The following is an 18553-nucleotide window of genomic DNA, read 5'->3' on the forward strand; positions in this document are numbered from 1 at the left end:
AAATTGCGTGATCGGACCCTCGCTGTCAACTCAAGCCTCGCAGCGAATGAGCTAGGATGCATTAACCCGACAATAACAACCCAGGGTGGCTTGATGAACATTCTGTACGACGAACGCATCGACGGCGTGCTGCCTGCCGTCGACAAGCAGCAACTGTTGCAGGCGCTGCAACAGCAGTTGCCCGACCTGGACATCCTGCATCGCCCCGAAGAGCTGCGGCCTTATGAGTGCGACGGGTTGTCAGCCTATCGCACCACACCGATGCTGGTGGCGTTGCCGCGTCATGTGGAAGAAGTCCAGACGCTGCTCAGGCTGTGCCACGCACGGCGCGTACCGGTGGTCGCTCGTGGGGCGGGCACCGGGCTGTCGGGTGGCGCGCTGCCGCTGGAAAAAGGCGTGCTGCTGGTCATGGCGCGCTTCAATCAGATCCTCGAGATCGACCCTTCGGCGCGCCTGGCGCGAGTTCAGCCCGGCGTGCGCAACCTGGCCATTTCCCAGGCGGCAGCGCCCCACGGCCTGTATTACGCGCCCGACCCGTCCTCGCAAATCGCCTGCTCCATCGGCGGCAATGTGGCGGAAAATGCCGGCGGCGTGCATTGCCTCAAGTACGGGCTGACCGTGCATAACCTGCTCAAGGTCGAAATCCTGACGGTGGAAGGCGAGCCCATGACGCTGGGCAGCGACACGCTGGACTCGCCGGGCTTCGACCTGCTGGCACTGTTCACCGGCTCCGAAGGCATGCTCGGCGTCATTACCGAAGTCACCGTCAAGCTGTTGCCCAGACCGCAAGTGGCCAAAGTACTGCTGGCAGCGTTCGATTCCGTGGAAAAGGCCGGACGTGCAGTGGCCGATATCATTGCGGCGGGCATCATCCCCGGCGGGCTGGAGATGATGGACAATCTGGCGATTCGTGCCGCCGAGGATTTCATTCACGCAGGCTACCCGGTCGATGCCGAAGCCATCCTGCTCTGCGAACTGGACGGCGTCGAAGCCGATGTGCACGCTGACTGCGAACGGGTCAGCGAGGTCTTGACACTGGCGGGCGCCACCGACGTGCGCCAGGCGAAAGACGAGGCCGAACGGGTCCGCTTCTGGGCCGGGCGCAAAAACGCTTTCCCGGCCGTGGGTCGCCTGTCGCCGGATTACTACTGCATGGACGGGACCATCCCGCGCCGTGAGCTGCCGGGCGTATTGCGCAGCATCAGGGAGTTATCCGGGCAATACGGCTTGCGTGTCGCCAACGTGTTTCATGCCGGTGACGGCAACATGCACCCGCTGATCCTGTTCGACGCCAATCAACCGGGTGAGCTGGAGCGCGCCGAGGCACTGGGCGGCAAAATCCTTGAGCTGTGCGTCAAGGTTGGCGGCAGCATCACCGGCGAGCACGGTGTCGGTCGCGAGAAGATCAATCAGATGTGCGCCCAGTTCAATAGCGACGAGCTGACCTTCTTCCATGCCATCAAGGCGGCATTCGACGCCAGCGGTCTGCTCAACCCTGGCAAGAACATCCCGACCCTGCACCGTTGCGCGGAATTTGGTGCCATGCACATCCACGCCGGGCAATTGCCGTTCCCCGACCTGGAGCGCTTCTGATGAGCACGATGGACAACGATGTCAGCCAGGCACTGCTCGAGCGGGTCGAACAGGCGCTGCGCGACAACACGCCGTTACGTCTTCAGGGCGGCAACAGCAAGGCTTCTCTCGGTCGTGAAACCGCTGGCGAAGTACTCGATACCCGCGAGCACCGGGGCATCGTCACTTATGACCCGACAGAGCTGGTGATTACTGCGCGCGCCGGCACGCCATTGAGCGAGCTGATCCAGACACTGGACGCCGCAGGCCAGATGCTGCCTTGCGAACCGCCAGACTTTGGCGCTGCGACGCTCGGCGGTATGGTCGCTGCGGGGCTTTCGGGACCGCGCCGCCCGTGGAGCGGGTCGGTGCGTGATTTCGTGCTGGGCACACGGGTCATCACCGGTCTTGGCAAGCACCTGCGTTTCGGCGGAGAAGTCATGAAGAACGTCGCAGGCTACGACGTTTCGCGCCTGATGGCAGGCAGTTTCGGCTGCCTGGGGCTGCTGACCGAGGTGTCGCTCAAAGTGCTGCCAAAACCACGTCTGTGCAGCAGTATCGCGCTGGAAATGGACAGCACGCTGGCCCTGGCGCGCCTTGCCGAGTGGGGTCAGCAACCGATACCGATCCGCGCAGCCAGCCACGATGGCCACGTACTACGCCTGCGCCTGGAAGGTGGTGAAGGTTCAGTGGCAGCAGCCCGGGACCGGCTCGGCGGCGAGCTGCTCGATGCCGCCTACTGGCAGCAGTTGAATGCGCATCGCCTGCCCTTCTTCGATGACCCGCGGCCCCTGTGGCGGCTCTGTGTACCTGCCGACAGCCGCCTGCCGGATCTGCCGGGCGAGCAACTGATCGACTGGGGTGGCGCGCAACGCTGGCTCAAGTCGGACGCGGACGGACAAACCATTAGAGCGATCACCATGGCGGTTGGCGGCCATGCGACCTGCTACAGCCAGGGCGTCGTCGACAGCCCCTTCGAACCGTTGGCCGCACCTGTGCTGCGCTACCATCAGGCACTCAAGACCCGACTCGACCCTCAGGGGATTTTCAACCCCGGCCGACTGTACGCGGAGCTTTGAAACATGCAGACCACATTGAGTGAACACGCCAGAACCCTGCCGCGCGCCGAAGAAGCCGAACGTATCCTGCGCAGTTGTGTGCATTGCGGTTTCTGCAACGCCACCTGTCCGACCTATCAATTGCTGGGGGATGAGCTGGACGGTCCACGCGGCAGGATCTACCTGATCAAGCAGGTGCTCGAAGGTCAGCCGGTCACCGGGAAAACCCGTCTGCATCTGGACCGCTGCCTGAGCTGTCGCAACTGCGAAACCACCTGCCCGTCCGGCGTGGATTACCACAACCTGCTAGACATCGGCCGCGCGGCGGTTGAAGATCTGGCCCCGCGGCCAATCGCCGAACGCATGCTGCGTGAAGGCTTGCGTCGGGTCATCCCCCACCCCGGACTGTTCAAATCCCTGACCGGCATGGGCCTGAAGTTCAGGCCGTTGCTGCCACAGCCCCTGGCCAGCAAGCTGCCGACGACGGTACACCCTGCCGGCCTTCGCCCGCACACCGGTCATGCGCGCCAGGTGCTGCTGCTGGAAGGTTGCGTTCAGCCGGGCCTGTCGCCCAACACCAACAGCGCCACGGCGCGGGTGCTGGATCGTCTGGGCATCGGCATTACGGCGGTCAGCCAAGCGGGTTGCTGCGGCGCCGTGGATTATCACCTCAACGCACAGCAGGCCGGGCTGGACCGGGCGCGGCGCAACATCGATGCGTGGTGGCCTGCGCTACAGGGCGGTGCTGAAAGCCTGATCCAGACGGCCAGTGGCTGCGGAGCCTTCGTCAAGGACTACGGCCACCTGCTGCGCCATGATCCAGGCTACGCCGACAAGGCCGAGCAGATCAGCGCGCGAACAAAGGATCTGGTCGAACTGCTGCGCGACGAGCCCCTGGAAACCCTCGGCATAAAGGCCGAGACGCGCCTGGCGTTTCACTGCCCGTGTACGCTGCAACACGCGCAAAAACTCGGCGGCGAAGTCGAGCGCGTCCTGACTCGTCTAGGCTTCAATCTGACCACAGTGGCGAACGGTCATTTATGCTGCGGCTCTGCAGGCACCTACTCCATCACCCAGCCTGCCATCGCCCGCCAGTTGCGCGACAACCGCATGAATGCGCTGGAGAGCGGCAAGCCGCAGGTCATCGCCACCGCCAATATCGGCTGCCAGACCCATCTGGCCAGCGCCGGCCGAACGCCCGTGCGGCACTGGATCGAACTGATCGACGCGGCACTTGGCACGCCTGAATCACACTGAACCCTATTCAATAATCACTGCTCCGGAGAACCCCATGAAGATCAAAGCCGTCCTGACCCAGACCGAAGTCAGCCTGATGCTCGGCGCCGCACGTGAAGAGGCGCAGGCCAATGGCTGGGCCGTGTCCATCGCCGTCGTTGATGACGGCGGCCATTTGCTGGCATTCGAGAGACTGGACGACGCCGCCGCCATCAGCAGCTACATCGCGATTGAAAAGGCGCGTACCTCGGCACTCGGCAAACGTGAATCCAAGGGGTACGAAGAGATGGTCAATGGCGGGCGCACTGCATTCCTGAGTGCTCCGCTGCTGACGTCGCTGGAAGGCGGTGTGCCGGTCATCGTCGACGGCCAGGTCATCGGTGCGCTGGGGGTTTCAGGCGTGAAGGCCGAACAGGATGCGCAGATCGCCAGGGCCGGTGTCGCAGCGCTTGACGCCGACTGACCGGTCGACCCGGCTGGTACCACGCAAGCCAGGCCACTGCTGGAGTCTTTATAGCCGGTAGATCGAAATCCAGCTCATGTCCGGATGGGAGGAGTAGATATACGTGCCGGTCTTGTTGAGGACCGCGCCACCTACTGACGGAAAGTAAGCGATGCAGGTGGCGATCCCCTTCACCGTGTCGATCCGGTAGACATCGTAATTACAGGTATAGATCGCGTACACATAGCGGTCATCCGGCGTCACCCCGATGACTTTCACCGGGTAGCCCTGCGTGCCGATCCTTTCCCGATAGAAGGTTTTATTGGTCGCGGCATCGATGATGTAGACCTCGTCGATGCCGCCGACATACAACCAGGCGCCATCGGAACTGAAGGCCATCGAACGCGGGTCGGAAAACCCGGGGATGTCATGTTGCAGGTAATCGACCTTGCTGATCGCAAGAACATCGGTAGGCGCGGTCCGGTCAACCAGCATGGTCGCGTAAAACCTGTCGTTCAACGGGCTGATCCCGAGGGCCAGCGACGCGTTGGTCAGGGCGCCCAGATCGAACTCGTTTTCGACCGTGTAATTCTCGGTCTCGATCAGGCGAATCAGCCCGCCGAGCGCGTTCTGAAAGGAAAGGCAGATAAAACGGCCATCGGCACTGCACAGGATCCTGTTGACGTTGGCTGCCGGAAGTATCCTGATCACTTCGCGCATGCGCGTATCGACCACGTAGCACCTTTTCTGGCCGATGGTGTAAAGCCTCTTGCCATCGGGACTCAGGGTAATCGCGCCCGCCCCTGCCCGCTTGATGGCCCCCGTCACGCTGGCGCTGGCGATGTCGACCACACTGACTTCCCGGCCGCTTTCATGAGCGACATACAACGTGGTTTCATCGGGGCTGATAGCGATCTCTGCGGGTACAAAGCCCAGCGGGATAATGCCGGTCAACCACGCGATGTCCAGGGGGACACCTGAACCGACGGGGTCGACGATATGCGTCAAGGCTCTAACGTTCTGAGATGCTTTTTTTTGCATTTCTCTCACCTTTCAATAGGTCTTGTAAGACCGCCAGAACGGGGAATAGATAAGAAGATATATCCCCGTCATCCAACGATGCGGCCAAGACACTTATGCCGCTCCGAGCCAAAAACGTAAGGTCATTGAATACTCAACACGGGGGGATGGGTACTGTCAGAAATAACAGTCGAAATGGGCCGCAACCGCTCGAATGAGGGTATCCCCGACAGTGCAGGACAGCACGGTCGGGCACTCCAGCCCGGAGGCATCGAGCCCGCAGAGCGCCCTTACCATTGGTCAGCGCAATGAACCGGGGAAGCTCGCCAGGGTTAGCCGGGGAAAAGACTCAAGAGCTTTCCCGCACCACCAGCTCAAACCCGAGATCCACCTGCGGATGCTGGGAGACCCCGTCAAGCAGGCCCAGCAATACCTGAGCCGCACGCTGCCCGACTGCTTCCCTGGGCGTGCGTATCGAGGTCAGGCGCGGCACCATGTGCGCGGACCCCGGCAGGTCGTTGAAACCCACCAGAGAGACCCGTTCGGGAATCGCGACGCCCAGGCGCAAGGCCTCAAGTGCAGCGCCCTGCGCCAGGTCGTCGTTACAGAAGAACACCCCGTCGACATCCGGATGCTGGTCAAGCAGACGCGCGAACAACTCCCCGCCCAGACCGATCGAGGAGGCCTGGCGGGTCGAGACCTGCAGCGCCGGGTCGAACAGCCCCGCGCTTTCCAGCACTCGACGGAACCCTTCGCCACGTTGCAGTACCCGAGGGTCGAGCTGGGCGGCCATGTACGCCAGCCGACGGCGGCCACGCCCGAGCAGGTGATGCGCGGCTTCAGCGCCGGCCTGTTGTTGCGAGAATCCGACGCAATAAGCGCCCAGGCGGGTGTCGAGTTCCATCATGTGCACGCAGGGTATACCACTGGTTTCAAGCATCTGGCGGGACGCTGCCGTGTGGTCGAAACCGGTCAGCAGAATACCGCGCGGGCGATTGACCAGATGGTTGCGCAGCAGCTTCTCTTCCTCTTCGGGCGAGTAATGGTAGTTGCCGATCAGCACGTCCAGGCCACGCACGCGCAACACGTCCTGAATGGCTTCCAGCGTCTCGATGAACAGCTGGTTGGAAAGCGATGGCACCAGCACCACGACGGTCTGACTGCAGGAAGAAGCCAGCGCCCTGGCTGCCGGGTTGGCTACATAACCCATGCTCTGCGCCGCAGCGCGGACCTTTTCGACGAGTTCAGGCGCTACGGTGCTGATCCCGCGCAACGCACGCGAAGCGGTGATCGGAGAGACGCCAGCCAGCTTCGCCACCTCATTGAGCGTGGGCCGGCCGGTCGAGCGGGAACCAATGCGTATCATGCGTTGCCAACTAACATAGGGGTTGCCAAATGTGTCGAATGCCCCATAAGGTAGCGCTGTCTCATGGAACGTGACAATGCTTTATCGCTGGTTTCACAGGGGTTGCCCGGTTCGGGTCCCGCGGAGAACAGCCTCCCATGCTTATTGATGAGCCCAAAACAACGACAAATAACTGGAACAGCCCGGGCTGAGACTCATGTCCACCCGCAAGAAGACAGCGCTGTCTCCAGATGAGGTGCCTACTGTGACAACTGCGAATACTGCTATTTCCGCCCTTGTGGTGATGGGTGTGTCTGGCTGCGGCAAGAGCGCCGTGGGTGCCGAGATCGCGCTGAACAGCGGCGGCCGCCTGATCGAAGGCGATGCGTTCCATCCACCGGCCAACATCGAAAAGATGAGCGCCGGAACCCCCCTCAACGACGAAGACCGTGCCGGCTGGCTGACCCGCCTGGGCGAAGAGATGGCTGCCGCCCTCGCCAAGGGTGAACACCCGGTCCTGACCTGCTCCTCGCTCAAGCTCATCTATCGCCAGCGCCTGCGTGATGCGGTGCCTGGCCTGGGTTTTGTATTTCTGGAACTCAGCAAGGAACTCGCCGCCGAACGTTGCTCGCACCGGCCTGGGCACTTCATGCCCGCCAGCCTGGTGGACAGCCAGTTCGCGACCCTCGAACCGCCTTATGGCGAACCGCTGACATTGATCGTGGACGCCTCCCAGCCTATCGATGTCATCGGCAAACAAGCCGCAGCATGGTGGAAAGGCTCTCACGCCTGACACAGGCATGAGTGCAAAAGACAGCGCTGTCTTGCGCACACACGATTGAAGTCGGCGCTGTTAACAGTTCCTTAAAACAATAAACCGGAGAGACACCCATGTTCGGTATGACCCATGAGACGTTCCTGCTCGTCGATGCGTTGGTGACCATCGTCGGCCTGGTGCTGCTGATCACCACCTTCAAGGTGCACCCTTTCGTCGCGTTGACCCTGGCGGCAGGCTTTCTTGGCCTGACCTCGGGAATGCCGGTGGAAAAAGTCATGAAATCCTTCCAGGACGGCTTCGGCGGCGTACTGGGCTTCGTTGGTATCATCCTCGGCCTGGGCACCATGCTCGGCAAGCTGATGGCCGACTCGGGCGGCGCGGACCAGATTGCGCAAACGCTGATACGCACCTTCGGCAAACAGAAAGTGCACTGGGCAATGATGTTCTCTGCCTTTCTGGTGGGCATCCCGCTGTTCTTCGAGATCGGTTTTGTCCTGCTGATCCCGCTGGTGTTCATCGTCGCGCGGCGCACCGGCGTGCCCATCGTCAAGATCGGCATTCCGCTGCTGGCAGGCCTGTCGGCCGTACACGGTCTGGTTCCTCCGCATCCAGGTCCGTTGCTGGCCATCGGCATCTTCGGGGCTGACATCGGCAAAACCATTTTCTACGGACTGATCGTTGCGCTGCCGACGGCCATCATCGCTGGCCCGATCTTCGGTAACTGGATTTCCAAAAGCATCCCCGGCACACCGTCCAAGGAACTGATGGATCAGATCGCCAAGGAGTCGAGCACTGAAAACCTGCCAGGCTTCGGCATCACGCTGGTGACCATCCTGCTGCCGGTCTTCCTGATGCTGCTCAAGACCTTTGCCGACGTGGTGTTGCCGGAAAACAACATGTTCCGCATCTGGATGGACCTGATCGGTCACCCGATCACCGCCCTGCTTGCCGCGCTGTTGCTGGCGTTCTACACCTTTGGTGCCGCGCGTGGTTTCGACCGCAGCAAGATCATGAAGCTGCTGGACCAGAGTCTGGCCCCGGTGGCGGCAATCGTGCTGATTGTCGGCGCAGGCGGTGGCTTCAAGCAGATGCTGGTCGCCAGTGGCGTAGGTGACGTGATCGGGCACATGGCCGTGCAGGCGCAGATCAACCCGATCATGCTGGCCTGGCTGGTTGCGGCGGTCATCCGCGTCGCAACAGGTTCGGCGACGGTGGCAACCATTACCGGTGCTGGCATCGTAGCGCCGGTGGTCGGCCTGATTCCAGGGGTCAATCGCGAGCTGCTGGTGCTGGCAACCGGCGCCGGCTCGTTGATCCTGTCGCACGTCAATGACGCCGGGTTCTGGCTGGTGAAGCAGTACTTCAACATGACCGTTGCCGAGACCTTCAAGACCTGGACGGTGATGGAGACCATCCTCTCGGTCGTCGGCCTGATCTTCATCATGCTGTTGTCAATGGCGGTGTAAACCCCGGCCAAGCCTTCGCGGGAGCTGAAGCCCGCGAAGGCCTGGCCCCGCCTCACACCTGTGCATCACCCCACTCCAGTCCCCCCGCAATACCCCGCATCAGCGTGGACACGAAGGTGATCCGCAGTCCCTTCCTACACACTCGCTCACCACTTTCATTTGAATTTTCAGAAAGCACGGGCAATCTGGTGCAGTCATGCCTACGCTTGTACTCATATCGAAATGGCTTGAGCAGCGCCGTCGACCGAGAGGATGACGACCTGAAACGGTGCAGCGGTTCACGTTACTTTTTATATGACGCCAGTAAATACGGGCATTTTCACGTCGAAACGGGCAGAATTGGCGCACTCGTCGTATCCGGGATGCAAATCTCGATGACAAGAAAATGAACCGAGGGAATTTAATTCACCTGTGCGACGTCATAAGACGGATGCATTTGGATGCACTCGGCAACAATCACCACGCAAAGGCAAACGCCAGCCTCTTGAGAGAGGCGTTTTCAAGAGGCCATCAAGGAAAAGATTATGTTGATACTCACTCGCAAAGTAGGCGAAAGCATAAACATCGGTGACGAGATCACCGTCACGATTCTTGGCGTTCAAGGGCTTCAAGTCCGCCTGGGCATCAATGCACCCAAAAATGTTTCAGTGCATCGTGAAGAAATCTACAAACGTATCCAGGCAGAACTGGCTCCCAACCAGGACCCACAATAATTCTCGCACTCCCCCTTATTCAATGCTGATTTGCCGTTTATTGGCAGACCGGCCATACGGCGTCCCTGGGACGCCGTTTTTTATGGCCGCCATTCTGCGCTTCTCTGCTGCACCCGCTTAACCGGCTTGAAGGCCTAACACCGCCTGCATGAATCCGTCCGAAATGAACGTCTCGGCAGCTACAGGCTGATGAGCGAGTCTGCGCGTGACCGCCTCCAGTACCGCTCGGCTGGCATCATGATGAAACTGCCAGACGCCGTATATCCGGCCGTCGAAGGCGGGTTCGCTGCCTAATTGCGGGTCGACGCCCAGCCCGGCGCCCAGGCCGAAAAGATGCAGCCCCCTCATTCGACGACCGTGCTGATCGACTGGACAGCCGCCAGCGTCCGAGTCGAGACCACCCTTGGCCTCGCGCAAACTGACGGGGTTGCCATCGGCATCCCACAGTCTCGGCAACACGGGCTGATAGCCAGAGCACTGCACGATTACAGTCGAGTCGGCCAGGGCCAGTCGGGCCTGCTCATGTTCATCGGAGCGTCCGCCCAGTGTCTGCAACATCTGCACGCGCACGCCGGTTTTGCCTACGCGGCCGCTTTGCAGCGCCTCGCGTCCGATCTCCAGCGCACGGTAACGCAAACCTCCGGAACGGTTGACCCGACCTGAAACCGGGCAGACATCACACTGCGAGTCGAATGCGTAACCGGCCGCCTGTGCCAGCTCGGCACTTTCGTAAAACAGCCTGATACTGCTGCGATGAACCAGTGTCAGTTCCTGCAGGCCGGCAAACTCCAGTGCATCCGCCAGATTCTCCAGCGTCGAGAACGCGCTGTGAGATCCCCCGACGATGGTTATGCGCCCGTCACCGGCCAGCGCCGGGGCAAACACTTCGCGCAACTGCACCGCGTTCATGCGTAGCAAGCGGTCGGCGCTCTGGACAGTGCAGTGCTCCGGCAGCGCCAGGCCTTGTCGGGCAAGATCATCAATCAAGTGTTGTGGATCCTGTCGCCCGCCCAGGTTGAGTACCAGCGCCTGGCAGCGCACGCGTCTTTTGCCATGCACACTGTCAACGCGCAGACAGAACTCGTCGCCCTCGCAAATGACTTCATCAAGGCGGGTGCCGGACCATACTTCTACGCCATAACGTTGCACGATGTGGTCCAGCACCAGCCTGGCTGCCTCGGCCATGAGCACGCCCACATCCGACAGTTGCGGCGCGCTCTGTGCCTGCGCCTTGATGCGCCAGTAGGCTGCCGAGTATTCGAGGGTCTCGAACACCTCGCGCAATGCAGGATCGCGAAGGCAATCGATGAATACATCGCCTACCGAGTTGGCAGTGATCCGGTAGTCTCCCAGCGCACCCGCCCCGGGCCGGTCACTTGCATCAATGACAATCAGTCCTTTCGCAGCAAGCCCGGGCATCGCGCCGCTCTTCAGGGCGTTGAACAAAAAACCCATGCCTGCCAGCCCGGCACCGCCCACCACGCAACCGCAGGCTGTTTCCATACAGTTATCAAACATAATGATGCTCCATCGTCATTTTCATACGTTGGTGCAGTCCAGAAGTTCTGGATGATCGAATACCTGGCTGATAAGGCGAACCAGCGTCCATGCACGATTCGAGGCGAAACATACGCAGCAGAATACACACGCGCTCATTCACGGCGCTGAGGAGACGCCATGGTTAGAAAAGGTGGTCTTCACAAAAAATTACAATACTGCAGGTACAGTTTGAAGTTTCAGACCTGCCAGAAGGGATGCGTCATGCTACCGCCCTTTTTAAGACAGCGCTTTTATCAACCTGCAAAGAGTGACAATGCGTTACAAAATAAGTCGGCAACTGGATAGTTGCAAAGAAACGCGGGAGTGTCAAACGGGCTGCCGGAGGCCGCCATCGCTCAGTGTCGCTGTATAACCTGATGATTTGAATGACCTTGCATCTTTTAATCCTTGAAGGCCACTTCAAAAAGATAGTGTTCGATGACATTAACGCGCTCAATGCGTTCAACTTATTTTTTATCGTCTGCGCTAAAAACAGCATGCTTTCGACGCTGTTAATTTGACGAGCTCAAAGCGGTTGTGCGCCACCAGAAGTTTCGCGGTCATGAAGACCAGACGTGCCCCGTTCCGGGCGCTGAATGAGGCCGCCACAGCGCCCATAAAAATGACAAGGCCCCGATCAGCGATGATCAGGGCCCTGTAACGTGATGCCGCGGCATCAGCGGGGTGCAGCCGTATCAGGCAGCGCTGTAGTACGCTTTCGCTACTCGAGTCGTCACCGGCTCTTCACGCAGCTCGGCCACCAGCGCAGAGATGTCCCGAACCGTATTGATACGGCTGAGCGGCAGGCTCTTCTGACGCTGGGTGCGCCCCGATACCGGGTCGCTTATCTGCACATTCATCTGCTCGTTGGCAATCGTACAGGTGCAACGCAACGGCAGAAACGCACGTTCCACAATGCTCCTGAGTTCTAACTCGGACAGTCCACTCGCGATCATTTCTTTATCTCCTTATGTGTGTAAGCATGTCCCGGCAGTGACAAAATTTTGATAATTTTTTATTGTTGATGACTTTTTAAAAACGGCACGCGCCAGCCCGCCAATTATCTGTCGCCACTTACGTGATGCTTAAACCCGTTATACACGGTGCCCTGCACTTCAGGCAACTTCCATAACTGAATATCCCGCGCCCTTTTAACGCTGTTTCTTATTGAGGGTATCCACAGAAAAAACGATTCACCGTCATGATCTTCAACAAAATGGCACCCGGCGTGAATCACAGCGGATAAAAGGCGCGCGAAGCAAGAGAATAAAGACTGACGAACGGTCAACGCCTGGAACGCAAGCGGCTCGACACGGCACGCACGCCCTGTTGAAAAGAATCGCGCGTGCCCACTTGAAAACTTACTCTTGTGTATGTTCCAGGTCCTTGCCGGACAGCCGCAGATGAATCAGCGCAACACGCTCGCCGCGCTTATCGCGCTTTTCTTCAATGTGGAACGGACGAAACCCCATCCGCGGATAAAACAGCAAGCCTGGCACGTTGTGGTTGAAGCATGACGCGATCATTTCGCTCGCTTCGTGCTTGTCGAACGCGATCCCCATCATGGTGGTGATCATGAAGCGCCCTACCCCTCTGGACCGGGCCTTCGGTGCGATGATGACGTTGCCCAGCGAACAGCGGCCGCGAAAGGTGCAGTGAGAGAAATTGGCAAAGCCTACCACCTCACCGTCCATTTCGATGACGGTCGAGTCATGACGCGTTTGAAGCGCTTCACTGAGTTGTGAGGCAGTCAACGGGTACGTTGCCCTGGGGAACATGTAGAACAGCTCATCGGCATTCTGCGGCAGCTCGCAGATGAGAGGGACGTCTTTTTCTTCCAGGGGACGGTGAGTGAACATAGGCGGTAACCTCTTGAAGAAATTGAAGAAAGCGCGGGTATACAGCTAGCAGATTGGTGCAGCGGGCGACGGAAGGTGACAAAAACACAGCGCCCTCGCTGACACAGCATAATCCGCAGCTATCGAAAAGGGCTACCTCAATAGCAAAACGTGCTAATGAGCAGCGCTGTTGACCCCGCCTTTGAGCCACCTTGCGCAAGGTGTTGAAGCGATGGGTTTTACTCGAACATCGCGTTCCCGTTCAGCCTGTCAGTAGGCGCAAGTACGCAATATCCTGTAACCCGGTATTCGTCGGCGGGTCTTGCATCCCGAATGCAGATTCTGCATTTATTTCACTTTGTTGACCGGACTATTCCTTTTATGTCGATTTCGCCACTGGCCCGCTTCAAAGCCCGTCCGCTCAGATGGGTTTGCATGATAGCCATCATTCTTGGCCTGCCCGTCGGCTGTGCAGTGCTTGAACACAAGGAGCGCGAACTGGTGTTTCGCATCGAGCCCGGTACCGCCAGCTGGTACAGCGGTCTGCCGGCAGATGTGCAGGAAATCGAACTCAGTACACCGGCATTCGGTACCTCGCAGAATATCCACGCATGGTGGTGGCCCGCTGCGGACAAGAACGCCCCGGCGGTGTTGTACCTGCATGGATCACGATGGAACCTCACCGGCCAGCTGTTCCGTATCCAGCAACTCAAGGCACAGGGCTACTCGATACTGGCGATCGATTACCGGGGTTTCGGGCAAAGCATGGGCCAACTGCCTTCGGAAAGGTCTGTATATGAAGACGCACGCATCGCCTGGGAACGCCTGAAGCAATTGCAACCCGACCCGCAGCGCAGGCTGATTTATGGACACTCTCTGGGCGGTGCGGTGGCAGTGGATCTGGCTGCCGAGCTGGGCGAAGACGCTGAAAAGGACAATGCACCCATTCAGGCCCGCGGGCTGATCATCGAATCCACGTTCACCAACCTCGCCGATGTGGCCACCGCGCTTGCCAACACATCGTTGCCGGTGCGTTGGCTGCTGTCGCAGAAGTTCGACTCGCTGGACAAGATTGCAGACATCCATATGCCGGTGCTGATCGTGCACGGCACCGAGGATCGCTATGTACCGGCACGCTTCAGCGAACAGTTGTTTGCAGCCGCGCGGGAGCCGAAGAAACTGTTATTGGTGCCTGGCGGTACGCATAACAACAGCATGCAGCTCGGACAGCCCGCTTACAGCCGGGCCATTCGTGCCCTGTTCGATAAACCGGCATCACTGCCTCAGGTGACAAAACAGGGCAAGTACTCAAAGAACGCCGGTTAGACAGCGCCGGGTGCGTGGCAGTAGTCTTCGGATTCATGGCCTAAGGACCCCGCAATGAACTGTATTGTCGAGTATTCAGACCCGCATCACCGCCTGGCGGTCATCCAGCTGTGGAAGACCGTCTTCAATGACGACATGCCACACAATCGCCCAGACCTGTCGATCGACAAGAAACTGGCTGTCGACGACCATTTGTTCTTCGTTGCTCTCGCGGATGACGAGGTGGTCGGCACACTCCTTGCCGGCTATGACGGGCATCGCGGCTGGCTGTATTCGGTCGCCGTCGATCCGCAACAGCGCGGCAACGGCCTAGGCACCCGGCTGGTCAGGCACGCAGAAAAGTCGCTTGCGGATCTCGGCTGCGTGAAGATCAACCTGCAGATCCATACCTTCAATGAAAGCGTGCAGGCCTTCTATAAAACCCTGGGCTATACGCCTGAGCTCATTATCAGCATGGGCAAGCGGATCGATGCCAACGTAACGGCTCAGTCCTGAGCTGTCTGCCGAGGCGACCGAAACCATCGGGCGCCTCAATCATTTATTTACATGAGAATTAATATCAAATTACAATTATTGCTATTAACGTCCTAGCAGAGCATCTCCCTTGAGCACTTCCTTCCAATGCCCTCGCCGTCCCGGCTCTTTTCTGCTGTCCGCGCTTTCTCTGGCGATGTTCTCCGGCGGCGCAGTGCATGCTGCCGAAACCGCAACGCTGCCCGCTACGCAGGTGTCGGCAACCGCGACCGAAGCGCAGGAAGGCTACAGCGCCAAAAGCGCCAGCACTGCGAGCAAGAGTGACGTACCGCTCAAGGAAGAAGCGCAGTCGGTCAACGTGGTGACACCGCAAACCATCGCCGACTACAACGTGCGCTCGCTGGACGATGCCATGAAGTTTGTCAGTGGTGTCAGCCAGGGCAATACCCTTGGCAATACCAAGGACTCGCTGGTCAAGCGCGGCTTTGGCACCAACGATGATGGCTCGGTGCTGCGTGACGGCGTGCGCTCGGTGGTGTCGAAAAATTTCGGTGCCACTACCGAACGCGTTGAAGTGCTCAAAGGCCCGGCCTCGCTGCTGTACGGGGCGATGGAGCCGGGTGGCGTGATCAATGTGATCAGCAAACAGCCGCAATACGTGCAAAGCACCACGCTCAGTGGCTCGGCGTACAGCGAAGGCGGCGGCAGCTTCGGCATCGACACCACCGGCCCGCTGGGTGACTCGGGGCTGGCCTACCGCCTGGTGGCCGAGCGTCAGAGCGAGGACTACTGGCGTAACTATGGCGTTGACCAGCACACGCTGGTCGCGCCGTCGCTGTCCTGGACCGGGGAGCGCGCCAGCCTGACGCTGGCTTACGAGTACAACGATTACGTCAGCCCGTTCGATCGTGGCACGGTGTTCACCGGCGGTCATCCGGCCGATATCAGCTACGACAAGCGCCTGGACGAAAAATGGGCAAATACGGTCGGCATCAGCGAAACCGCTACCGCACGCTTCGAGTACCAGCTCAGCGATGACTGGAAAGCCCGCCTGACCTACGGCTGGAACAACGACCGCTACAGCCTCTCGATTGCCCAGCCGAGCACGCTGTCCAGCAGCGGCGTGCTGCGACGCCAGGCCAATGGCGGCCATTACGATTATGAAACGCGTTATGCCAGCTGGGACTTCATCGGCAAGCAGGAGGTGTTTGGCCAGCAACATGATCTGCTGATCGGTGCCGAGCAGGAGGATTCCGACAAGTACCGCGGCAAGACTTACCGCAATGGCGTACAGGGTGGCTTCAATATCTTTTCGCCCAGCTACGGCAGCCTGGCGGAGCCCAGTGTTGTCAGTACGACCACCAGCAACCTGAGCAATCAACTGACCTCATCGTCCATCTACCTCAAGGACAACTGGCATCTTGATGACCGCTGGATTCTGGTCCTGGGCGGCCGCTATCAGCATTATGACCAGCACATCGCCCAAGGCCTCGGCGCCAGCCGCAACACTAATCTGAACAAAAATGACGATATATTCCTGCCGATGGCGGGCCTGGTATTCAAGGTCAATGAGGACCTGTCGTTGTACGGCAACTACAGCCGCTCTTTCGTCCCCAATGATGACGTCAACGATGACGGCACCACCTTCGACCCGGAAGAAGGCCGCAGCTACGAAGTCGGCGCCAAATATGCTCTGGCACCGGAACTCGACTTCAACCTGGCGGTGTTCGACATCGAGAAGAAAAACGTCGTTACTCCTACCGGCGTGACCGGTGTCAGCGAAGCCGCAGGCAAGGTAGGTTCACAAGGCATCGAGCTGGACGTGACCGGTCGAATTGCCGAGCGCTGGGACATGATCGGCACTTATGCCTACACACATACCGAAGTGCTTGATGACCCCAAAAACGAGGGCAACCGTTTGAGTCAGGCACCGAAACATACCGCCAGCCTGTATCTCACCCATCACCTGCAAGTCCCGTCCGGTCTGGGCGAATGGCATGCCGGTGGTGGCGCGCGCTATGTCGGCGATAGGGCGGGTGACAACGCAAACACGTTCTACATGAGCAGCTACACCGTGGCTGATGCGTTCCTGCGCTGGGATGTGCCAATGGCAGGTTATAAAACCCGCCTTCAATTGAACGTGGATAACCTGTTCGACAAGCAGTACTACCCGTCCAGTACCGACAGCCCGTTGCAGGTCAATGTGGGTGAACCACGCACCGCACGCCTGAGCGCCAGCGTCACGTTCTAAGAGGTTGCCACGAAGCAGGCCTGCGCGGGCTTGCTCCGTGGGCAATCAAACGGATGAATCAGAACTTCATTCGGTAAAAACTGATCAGCGCTTCATTGCCATACAGGTATTCGAACCTGCCGATGAATGCGCTCTTCTCCAGCCACTCGTTAGGGCCCAGAGCGACCTGAAAGCGTGGTGTGCAAGTGCACTGGTAATGGCCTTCGCTGATTGGCCATAGCCCGTTCTGAAGTTCGTGCTGGCCCGTTTCGTCAACGAGCAGAGCACCCCTGCTTTCAACGTTGATCATTTCGCCCAACTGGGTGACCAGCGTGAAACGGGTTTCGAGAAAGGCAAGCTCGGATGACAACTCAACCAGCGTATTGCTGCCGCCGGAGAGTACCGAGCCGCTGAAGTTTTCGCCGTAAAACTCCCCGCCCACTACATTGCTGTTGCTACGCAGTCCGTCGCTGCATATCCCCATGAGCACAGGCGCGTCGGTCTTCAGAATCACGGTCAGCACTTTTTCAAGATGAGGAGCGGCTACCGTTTTACCACGAAAAGCGCGTTTGACGGATTTGTTGAAGTCGATAATGGTCATAGAACTGTTCACTCCATCTTTGAATGGATTCGGGCAACGAATGGCCGGGTGCAGTCCATCGGCATTTATCTACGCCTGCTTTTCCAGTAAGCTCCACGGAGTCGACTGAAATCGTACCGAACGGTTCAGTTCCAGTCTAGGGAATTTTGTACACGATCTGCTCACTGGAGAATTGAGGATATGAATGAAGGTCCGTACTGAAGCTCGCCGCGAAGCCATCATTGATGCCGCAGCAAGTGTCTTCCTCGAAATGGGCTACGAGCGTGCCTCGATGAATGAAGTCACCAAACGAATGGGTGGCTCCAAGGCAACGATCTATAGTTACTTTCCCTCCAAGGAAGAACTGTTCATCGCTGTGGTCAACAGGCTTGCAACTGCCCATCTGGCCGACGCGGTTTCAGAGCTGGCGATCCAGGATGACAAACCGATCGATTTGCGGGCCCTGTTCACGCGCTTCGGGGAACGCATGCTGATGGTGCTTATCAATGATGACAAGGCATTGGCCGTGTATCGCATGGTAGTGGCCGAGTCCGGGCACTCGGACATCGGCATGATGTTCTACGAGTCCGGCCCCAGCCAGTGCCTGCAGACAGTTACCTCGCTCATGACTCTGGCGATGCGAAAAGGCCAGTTGCGTGAAACCGATCCGCACATCGCCTCGTTGCAGCTGACCTCGCTGTTGACTGCCGAGACCGACATTCGCCTTTACCAACAGGCGCCCATGCCGCTGAGCATCGAAGAAATTCGCGCCATGGTCGAACGCGCAGTGGATACCTTCATGTTGGGTATGGAGAAACGTTGAGTCTGCATAACAGAACCAGCCGGTACTGATAAGAACCGTAATTGCAACCCTTCTGACACACCTTGTTACTCTTTTGCAGCCAAGTTAATCCGAATGAGGGCGATAGCTGTCTA

The 18553-nt window shown here is 59.0% G+C and carries 17 protein-coding genes; 11 read left to right on the forward strand and 6 right to left on the reverse strand.

The window, feature by feature from the left end; genetic code table 11:
- The first annotated feature begins 93 nt into the window (after window positions 1–93).
- Genes glcD through KBY02_RS19985 form a run of 4 tightly spaced genes read left to right on the forward strand, consistent with a single transcriptional unit; the run spans window position 94 to window position 4329 of the window.
- Window positions 94–1593: a glycolate oxidase subunit GlcD gene (gene glcD, locus KBY02_RS19970; RefSeq protein ID WP_024661114.1), complete on the forward strand. Its 1500-nt coding sequence runs from the start codon at window positions 94–96 to the stop codon at window positions 1591–1593.
- The gene (gene glcE / locus KBY02_RS19975; protein ID WP_103359985.1) at window positions 1593–2651 is read left to right on the forward strand and encodes a glycolate oxidase subunit GlcE; all 1059 of its coding nucleotides are present in this window, start codon (window positions 1593–1595) and stop codon (window positions 2649–2651) included. Before glcD ends, glcE begins: the two co-directional genes overlap by 1 nt.
- A gap of 3 nt (window positions 2652–2654) precedes the next feature.
- On the forward strand, window positions 2655–3887 hold the full coding sequence (gene glcF / locus KBY02_RS19980) for a glycolate oxidase subunit GlcF (protein ID WP_104684398.1): 1233 nt from the start codon (window positions 2655–2657) through the stop codon (window positions 3885–3887).
- 34 nt (window positions 3888–3921) lie between these two features.
- Window positions 3922–4329: a heme-binding protein gene (locus KBY02_RS19985; protein WP_003403773.1), complete on the forward strand. Its 408-nt coding sequence runs from the start codon at window positions 3922–3924 to the stop codon at window positions 4327–4329.
- Between the two features lie 48 nt (window positions 4330–4377).
- Here KBY02_RS19985 and KBY02_RS19990 read toward each other — a convergent pair whose 3' ends face one another.
- Both KBY02_RS19990 and KBY02_RS19995 read right to left on the reverse strand, forming a co-directional pair.
- Entirely contained in the window at window positions 4378–5349 is a 972-nt protein-coding gene (locus KBY02_RS19990) for a YncE family protein (protein WP_024638673.1), read from the reverse strand.
- A 328-nt stretch (window positions 5350–5677) separates the two neighbouring features.
- The gene (locus KBY02_RS19995) at window positions 5678–6694 is read right to left on the reverse strand and encodes a LacI family DNA-binding transcriptional regulator (protein WP_024661113.1); all 1017 of its coding nucleotides are present in this window, start codon (window positions 6692–6694) and stop codon (window positions 5678–5680) included.
- 283 nt (window positions 6695–6977) lie between these two features.
- Here KBY02_RS19995 and KBY02_RS20000 point away from each other — a divergent pair, with 283 nt between their 5' ends.
- From KBY02_RS20000 to csrA, 3 genes are all read left to right on the forward strand, one after another.
- On the forward strand, window positions 6978–7466 hold the full coding sequence (locus KBY02_RS20000; RefSeq protein WP_024638672.1) for a gluconokinase: 489 nt from the start codon (window positions 6978–6980) through the stop codon (window positions 7464–7466).
- Between the two features lie 98 nt (window positions 7467–7564).
- Window positions 7565–8917: a GntP family permease gene (locus KBY02_RS20005; protein ID WP_011268371.1), complete on the forward strand. Its 1353-nt coding sequence runs from the start codon at window positions 7565–7567 to the stop codon at window positions 8915–8917.
- Window positions 8918–9441: 524 nt separating this feature from the next.
- Entirely contained in the window at window positions 9442–9630 is a 189-nt protein-coding gene (gene csrA / locus KBY02_RS20010; RefSeq protein WP_002554157.1) for a carbon storage regulator CsrA, read from the forward strand.
- 117 nt (window positions 9631–9747) lie between these two features.
- On the opposite strand, the gene KBY02_RS20015 is transcribed toward csrA, so the two are convergent.
- The 3 genes from KBY02_RS20015 to KBY02_RS20025 all read right to left on the reverse strand — a co-directional run bounded on the left by KBY02_RS20015 (window position 9748) and on the right by KBY02_RS20025 (window position 13028).
- Window positions 9748–11148 carry a hypothetical protein gene (locus KBY02_RS20015; protein ID WP_024642322.1) on the reverse strand — a complete coding sequence of 467 codons (1401 nt, stop codon included), beginning with the start codon at window positions 11146–11148 and terminating at the stop codon, window positions 9748–9750.
- Between the two features lie 716 nt (window positions 11149–11864).
- A complete protein-coding gene (locus KBY02_RS20020) occupies window positions 11865–12125 on the reverse strand; it encodes a DUF1652 domain-containing protein (protein WP_003403781.1) in 261 nt (86 codons plus the stop codon).
- Window positions 12126–12530: 405 nt separating this feature from the next.
- A complete protein-coding gene (locus KBY02_RS20025; protein WP_003403782.1) occupies window positions 12531–13028 on the reverse strand; it encodes a GNAT family N-acetyltransferase in 498 nt (165 codons plus the stop codon).
- 360 nt (window positions 13029–13388) lie between these two features.
- On the opposite strand from KBY02_RS20025, the gene KBY02_RS20030 reads away from it, so the two are divergent.
- From KBY02_RS20030 to KBY02_RS20040, 3 genes are all read left to right on the forward strand, one after another.
- Window positions 13389–14333 carry an alpha/beta hydrolase gene (locus KBY02_RS20030; RefSeq protein ID WP_122320121.1) on the forward strand — a complete coding sequence of 315 codons (945 nt, stop codon included), beginning with the start codon at window positions 13389–13391 and terminating at the stop codon, window positions 14331–14333.
- 54 nt (window positions 14334–14387) lie between these two features.
- Complete coding sequence (locus tag KBY02_RS20035; protein ID WP_024642324.1) at window positions 14388–14828, forward strand: GNAT family acetyltransferase; 441 nt, start codon at window positions 14388–14390, stop codon at window positions 14826–14828.
- A 109-nt stretch (window positions 14829–14937) separates the two neighbouring features.
- Window positions 14938–17058: a TonB-dependent siderophore receptor gene (locus KBY02_RS20040; protein WP_024661110.1), complete on the forward strand. Its 2121-nt coding sequence runs from the start codon at window positions 14938–14940 to the stop codon at window positions 17056–17058.
- 58 nt (window positions 17059–17116) lie between these two features.
- On the opposite strand, the gene KBY02_RS20045 is transcribed toward KBY02_RS20040, so the two are convergent.
- Complete coding sequence (locus KBY02_RS20045) at window positions 17117–17638, reverse strand: DUF3237 domain-containing protein (protein WP_003403786.1); 522 nt, start codon at window positions 17636–17638, stop codon at window positions 17117–17119.
- Between the two features lie 184 nt (window positions 17639–17822).
- On the opposite strand from KBY02_RS20045, the gene KBY02_RS20050 reads away from it, so the two are divergent.
- The gene (locus KBY02_RS20050; RefSeq protein ID WP_003403787.1) at window positions 17823–18440 is read left to right on the forward strand and encodes a TetR/AcrR family transcriptional regulator; all 618 of its coding nucleotides are present in this window, start codon (window positions 17823–17825) and stop codon (window positions 18438–18440) included.
- Window positions 18441–18553 lie beyond the last annotated feature (113 nt).

The organism is Pseudomonas sp. P129 (assembly GCF_020312195.1).
Taxonomy (GTDB): domain Bacteria; phylum Pseudomonadota; class Gammaproteobacteria; order Pseudomonadales; family Pseudomonadaceae; genus Aquipseudomonas; species Aquipseudomonas fragariae.

What these genes read in the sequence shown, in the direction of transcription:
- glcD (WP_024661114.1), top strand. Translation starts at nt 94, where the DNA reads ATGAACATTCTGTACGACGAACGCATCGACGGCGTGCTGCCTGCCGTC.
- glcE (WP_103359985.1), top strand. Translation starts at nt 1,593, where the DNA reads ATGAGCACGATGGACAACGATGTCAGCCAGGCACTGCTCGAGCGGGTC.
- glcF (WP_104684398.1), top strand. Translation starts at nt 2,655, where the DNA reads ATGCAGACCACATTGAGTGAACACGCCAGAACCCTGCCGCGCGCCGAA.
- KBY02_RS19985 (WP_003403773.1), top strand. Translation starts at nt 3,922, where the DNA reads ATGAAGATCAAAGCCGTCCTGACCCAGACCGAAGTCAGCCTGATGCTC.
- KBY02_RS19990 (WP_024638673.1), bottom strand. Translation starts at nt 5,349, where the DNA reads ATGCAAAAAAAAGCATCTCAGAACGTTAGAGCCTTGACGCATATCGTC.
- KBY02_RS19995 (WP_024661113.1), bottom strand. Translation starts at nt 6,694, where the DNA reads ATGATACGCATTGGTTCCCGCTCGACCGGCCGGCCCACGCTCAATGAG.
- KBY02_RS20000 (WP_024638672.1), top strand. Translation starts at nt 6,978, where the DNA reads ATGGGTGTGTCTGGCTGCGGCAAGAGCGCCGTGGGTGCCGAGATCGCG.
- KBY02_RS20005 (WP_011268371.1), top strand. Translation starts at nt 7,565, where the DNA reads ATGTTCGGTATGACCCATGAGACGTTCCTGCTCGTCGATGCGTTGGTG.
- csrA (WP_002554157.1), top strand. Translation starts at nt 9,442, where the DNA reads ATGTTGATACTCACTCGCAAAGTAGGCGAAAGCATAAACATCGGTGAC.
- KBY02_RS20015 (WP_024642322.1), bottom strand. Translation starts at nt 11,148, where the DNA reads ATGTTTGATAACTGTATGGAAACAGCCTGCGGTTGCGTGGTGGGCGGT.
- KBY02_RS20020 (WP_003403781.1), bottom strand. Translation starts at nt 12,125, where the DNA reads ATGATCGCGAGTGGACTGTCCGAGTTAGAACTCAGGAGCATTGTGGAA.
- KBY02_RS20025 (WP_003403782.1), bottom strand. Translation starts at nt 13,028, where the DNA reads ATGTTCACTCACCGTCCCCTGGAAGAAAAAGACGTCCCTCTCATCTGC.
- KBY02_RS20030 (WP_122320121.1), top strand. Translation starts at nt 13,389, where the DNA reads ATGTCGATTTCGCCACTGGCCCGCTTCAAAGCCCGTCCGCTCAGATGG.
- KBY02_RS20035 (WP_024642324.1), top strand. Translation starts at nt 14,388, where the DNA reads ATGAACTGTATTGTCGAGTATTCAGACCCGCATCACCGCCTGGCGGTC.
- KBY02_RS20045 (WP_003403786.1), bottom strand. Translation starts at nt 17,638, where the DNA reads ATGACCATTATCGACTTCAACAAATCCGTCAAACGCGCTTTTCGTGGT.
- KBY02_RS20050 (WP_003403787.1), top strand. Translation starts at nt 17,823, where the DNA reads ATGAAGGTCCGTACTGAAGCTCGCCGCGAAGCCATCATTGATGCCGCA.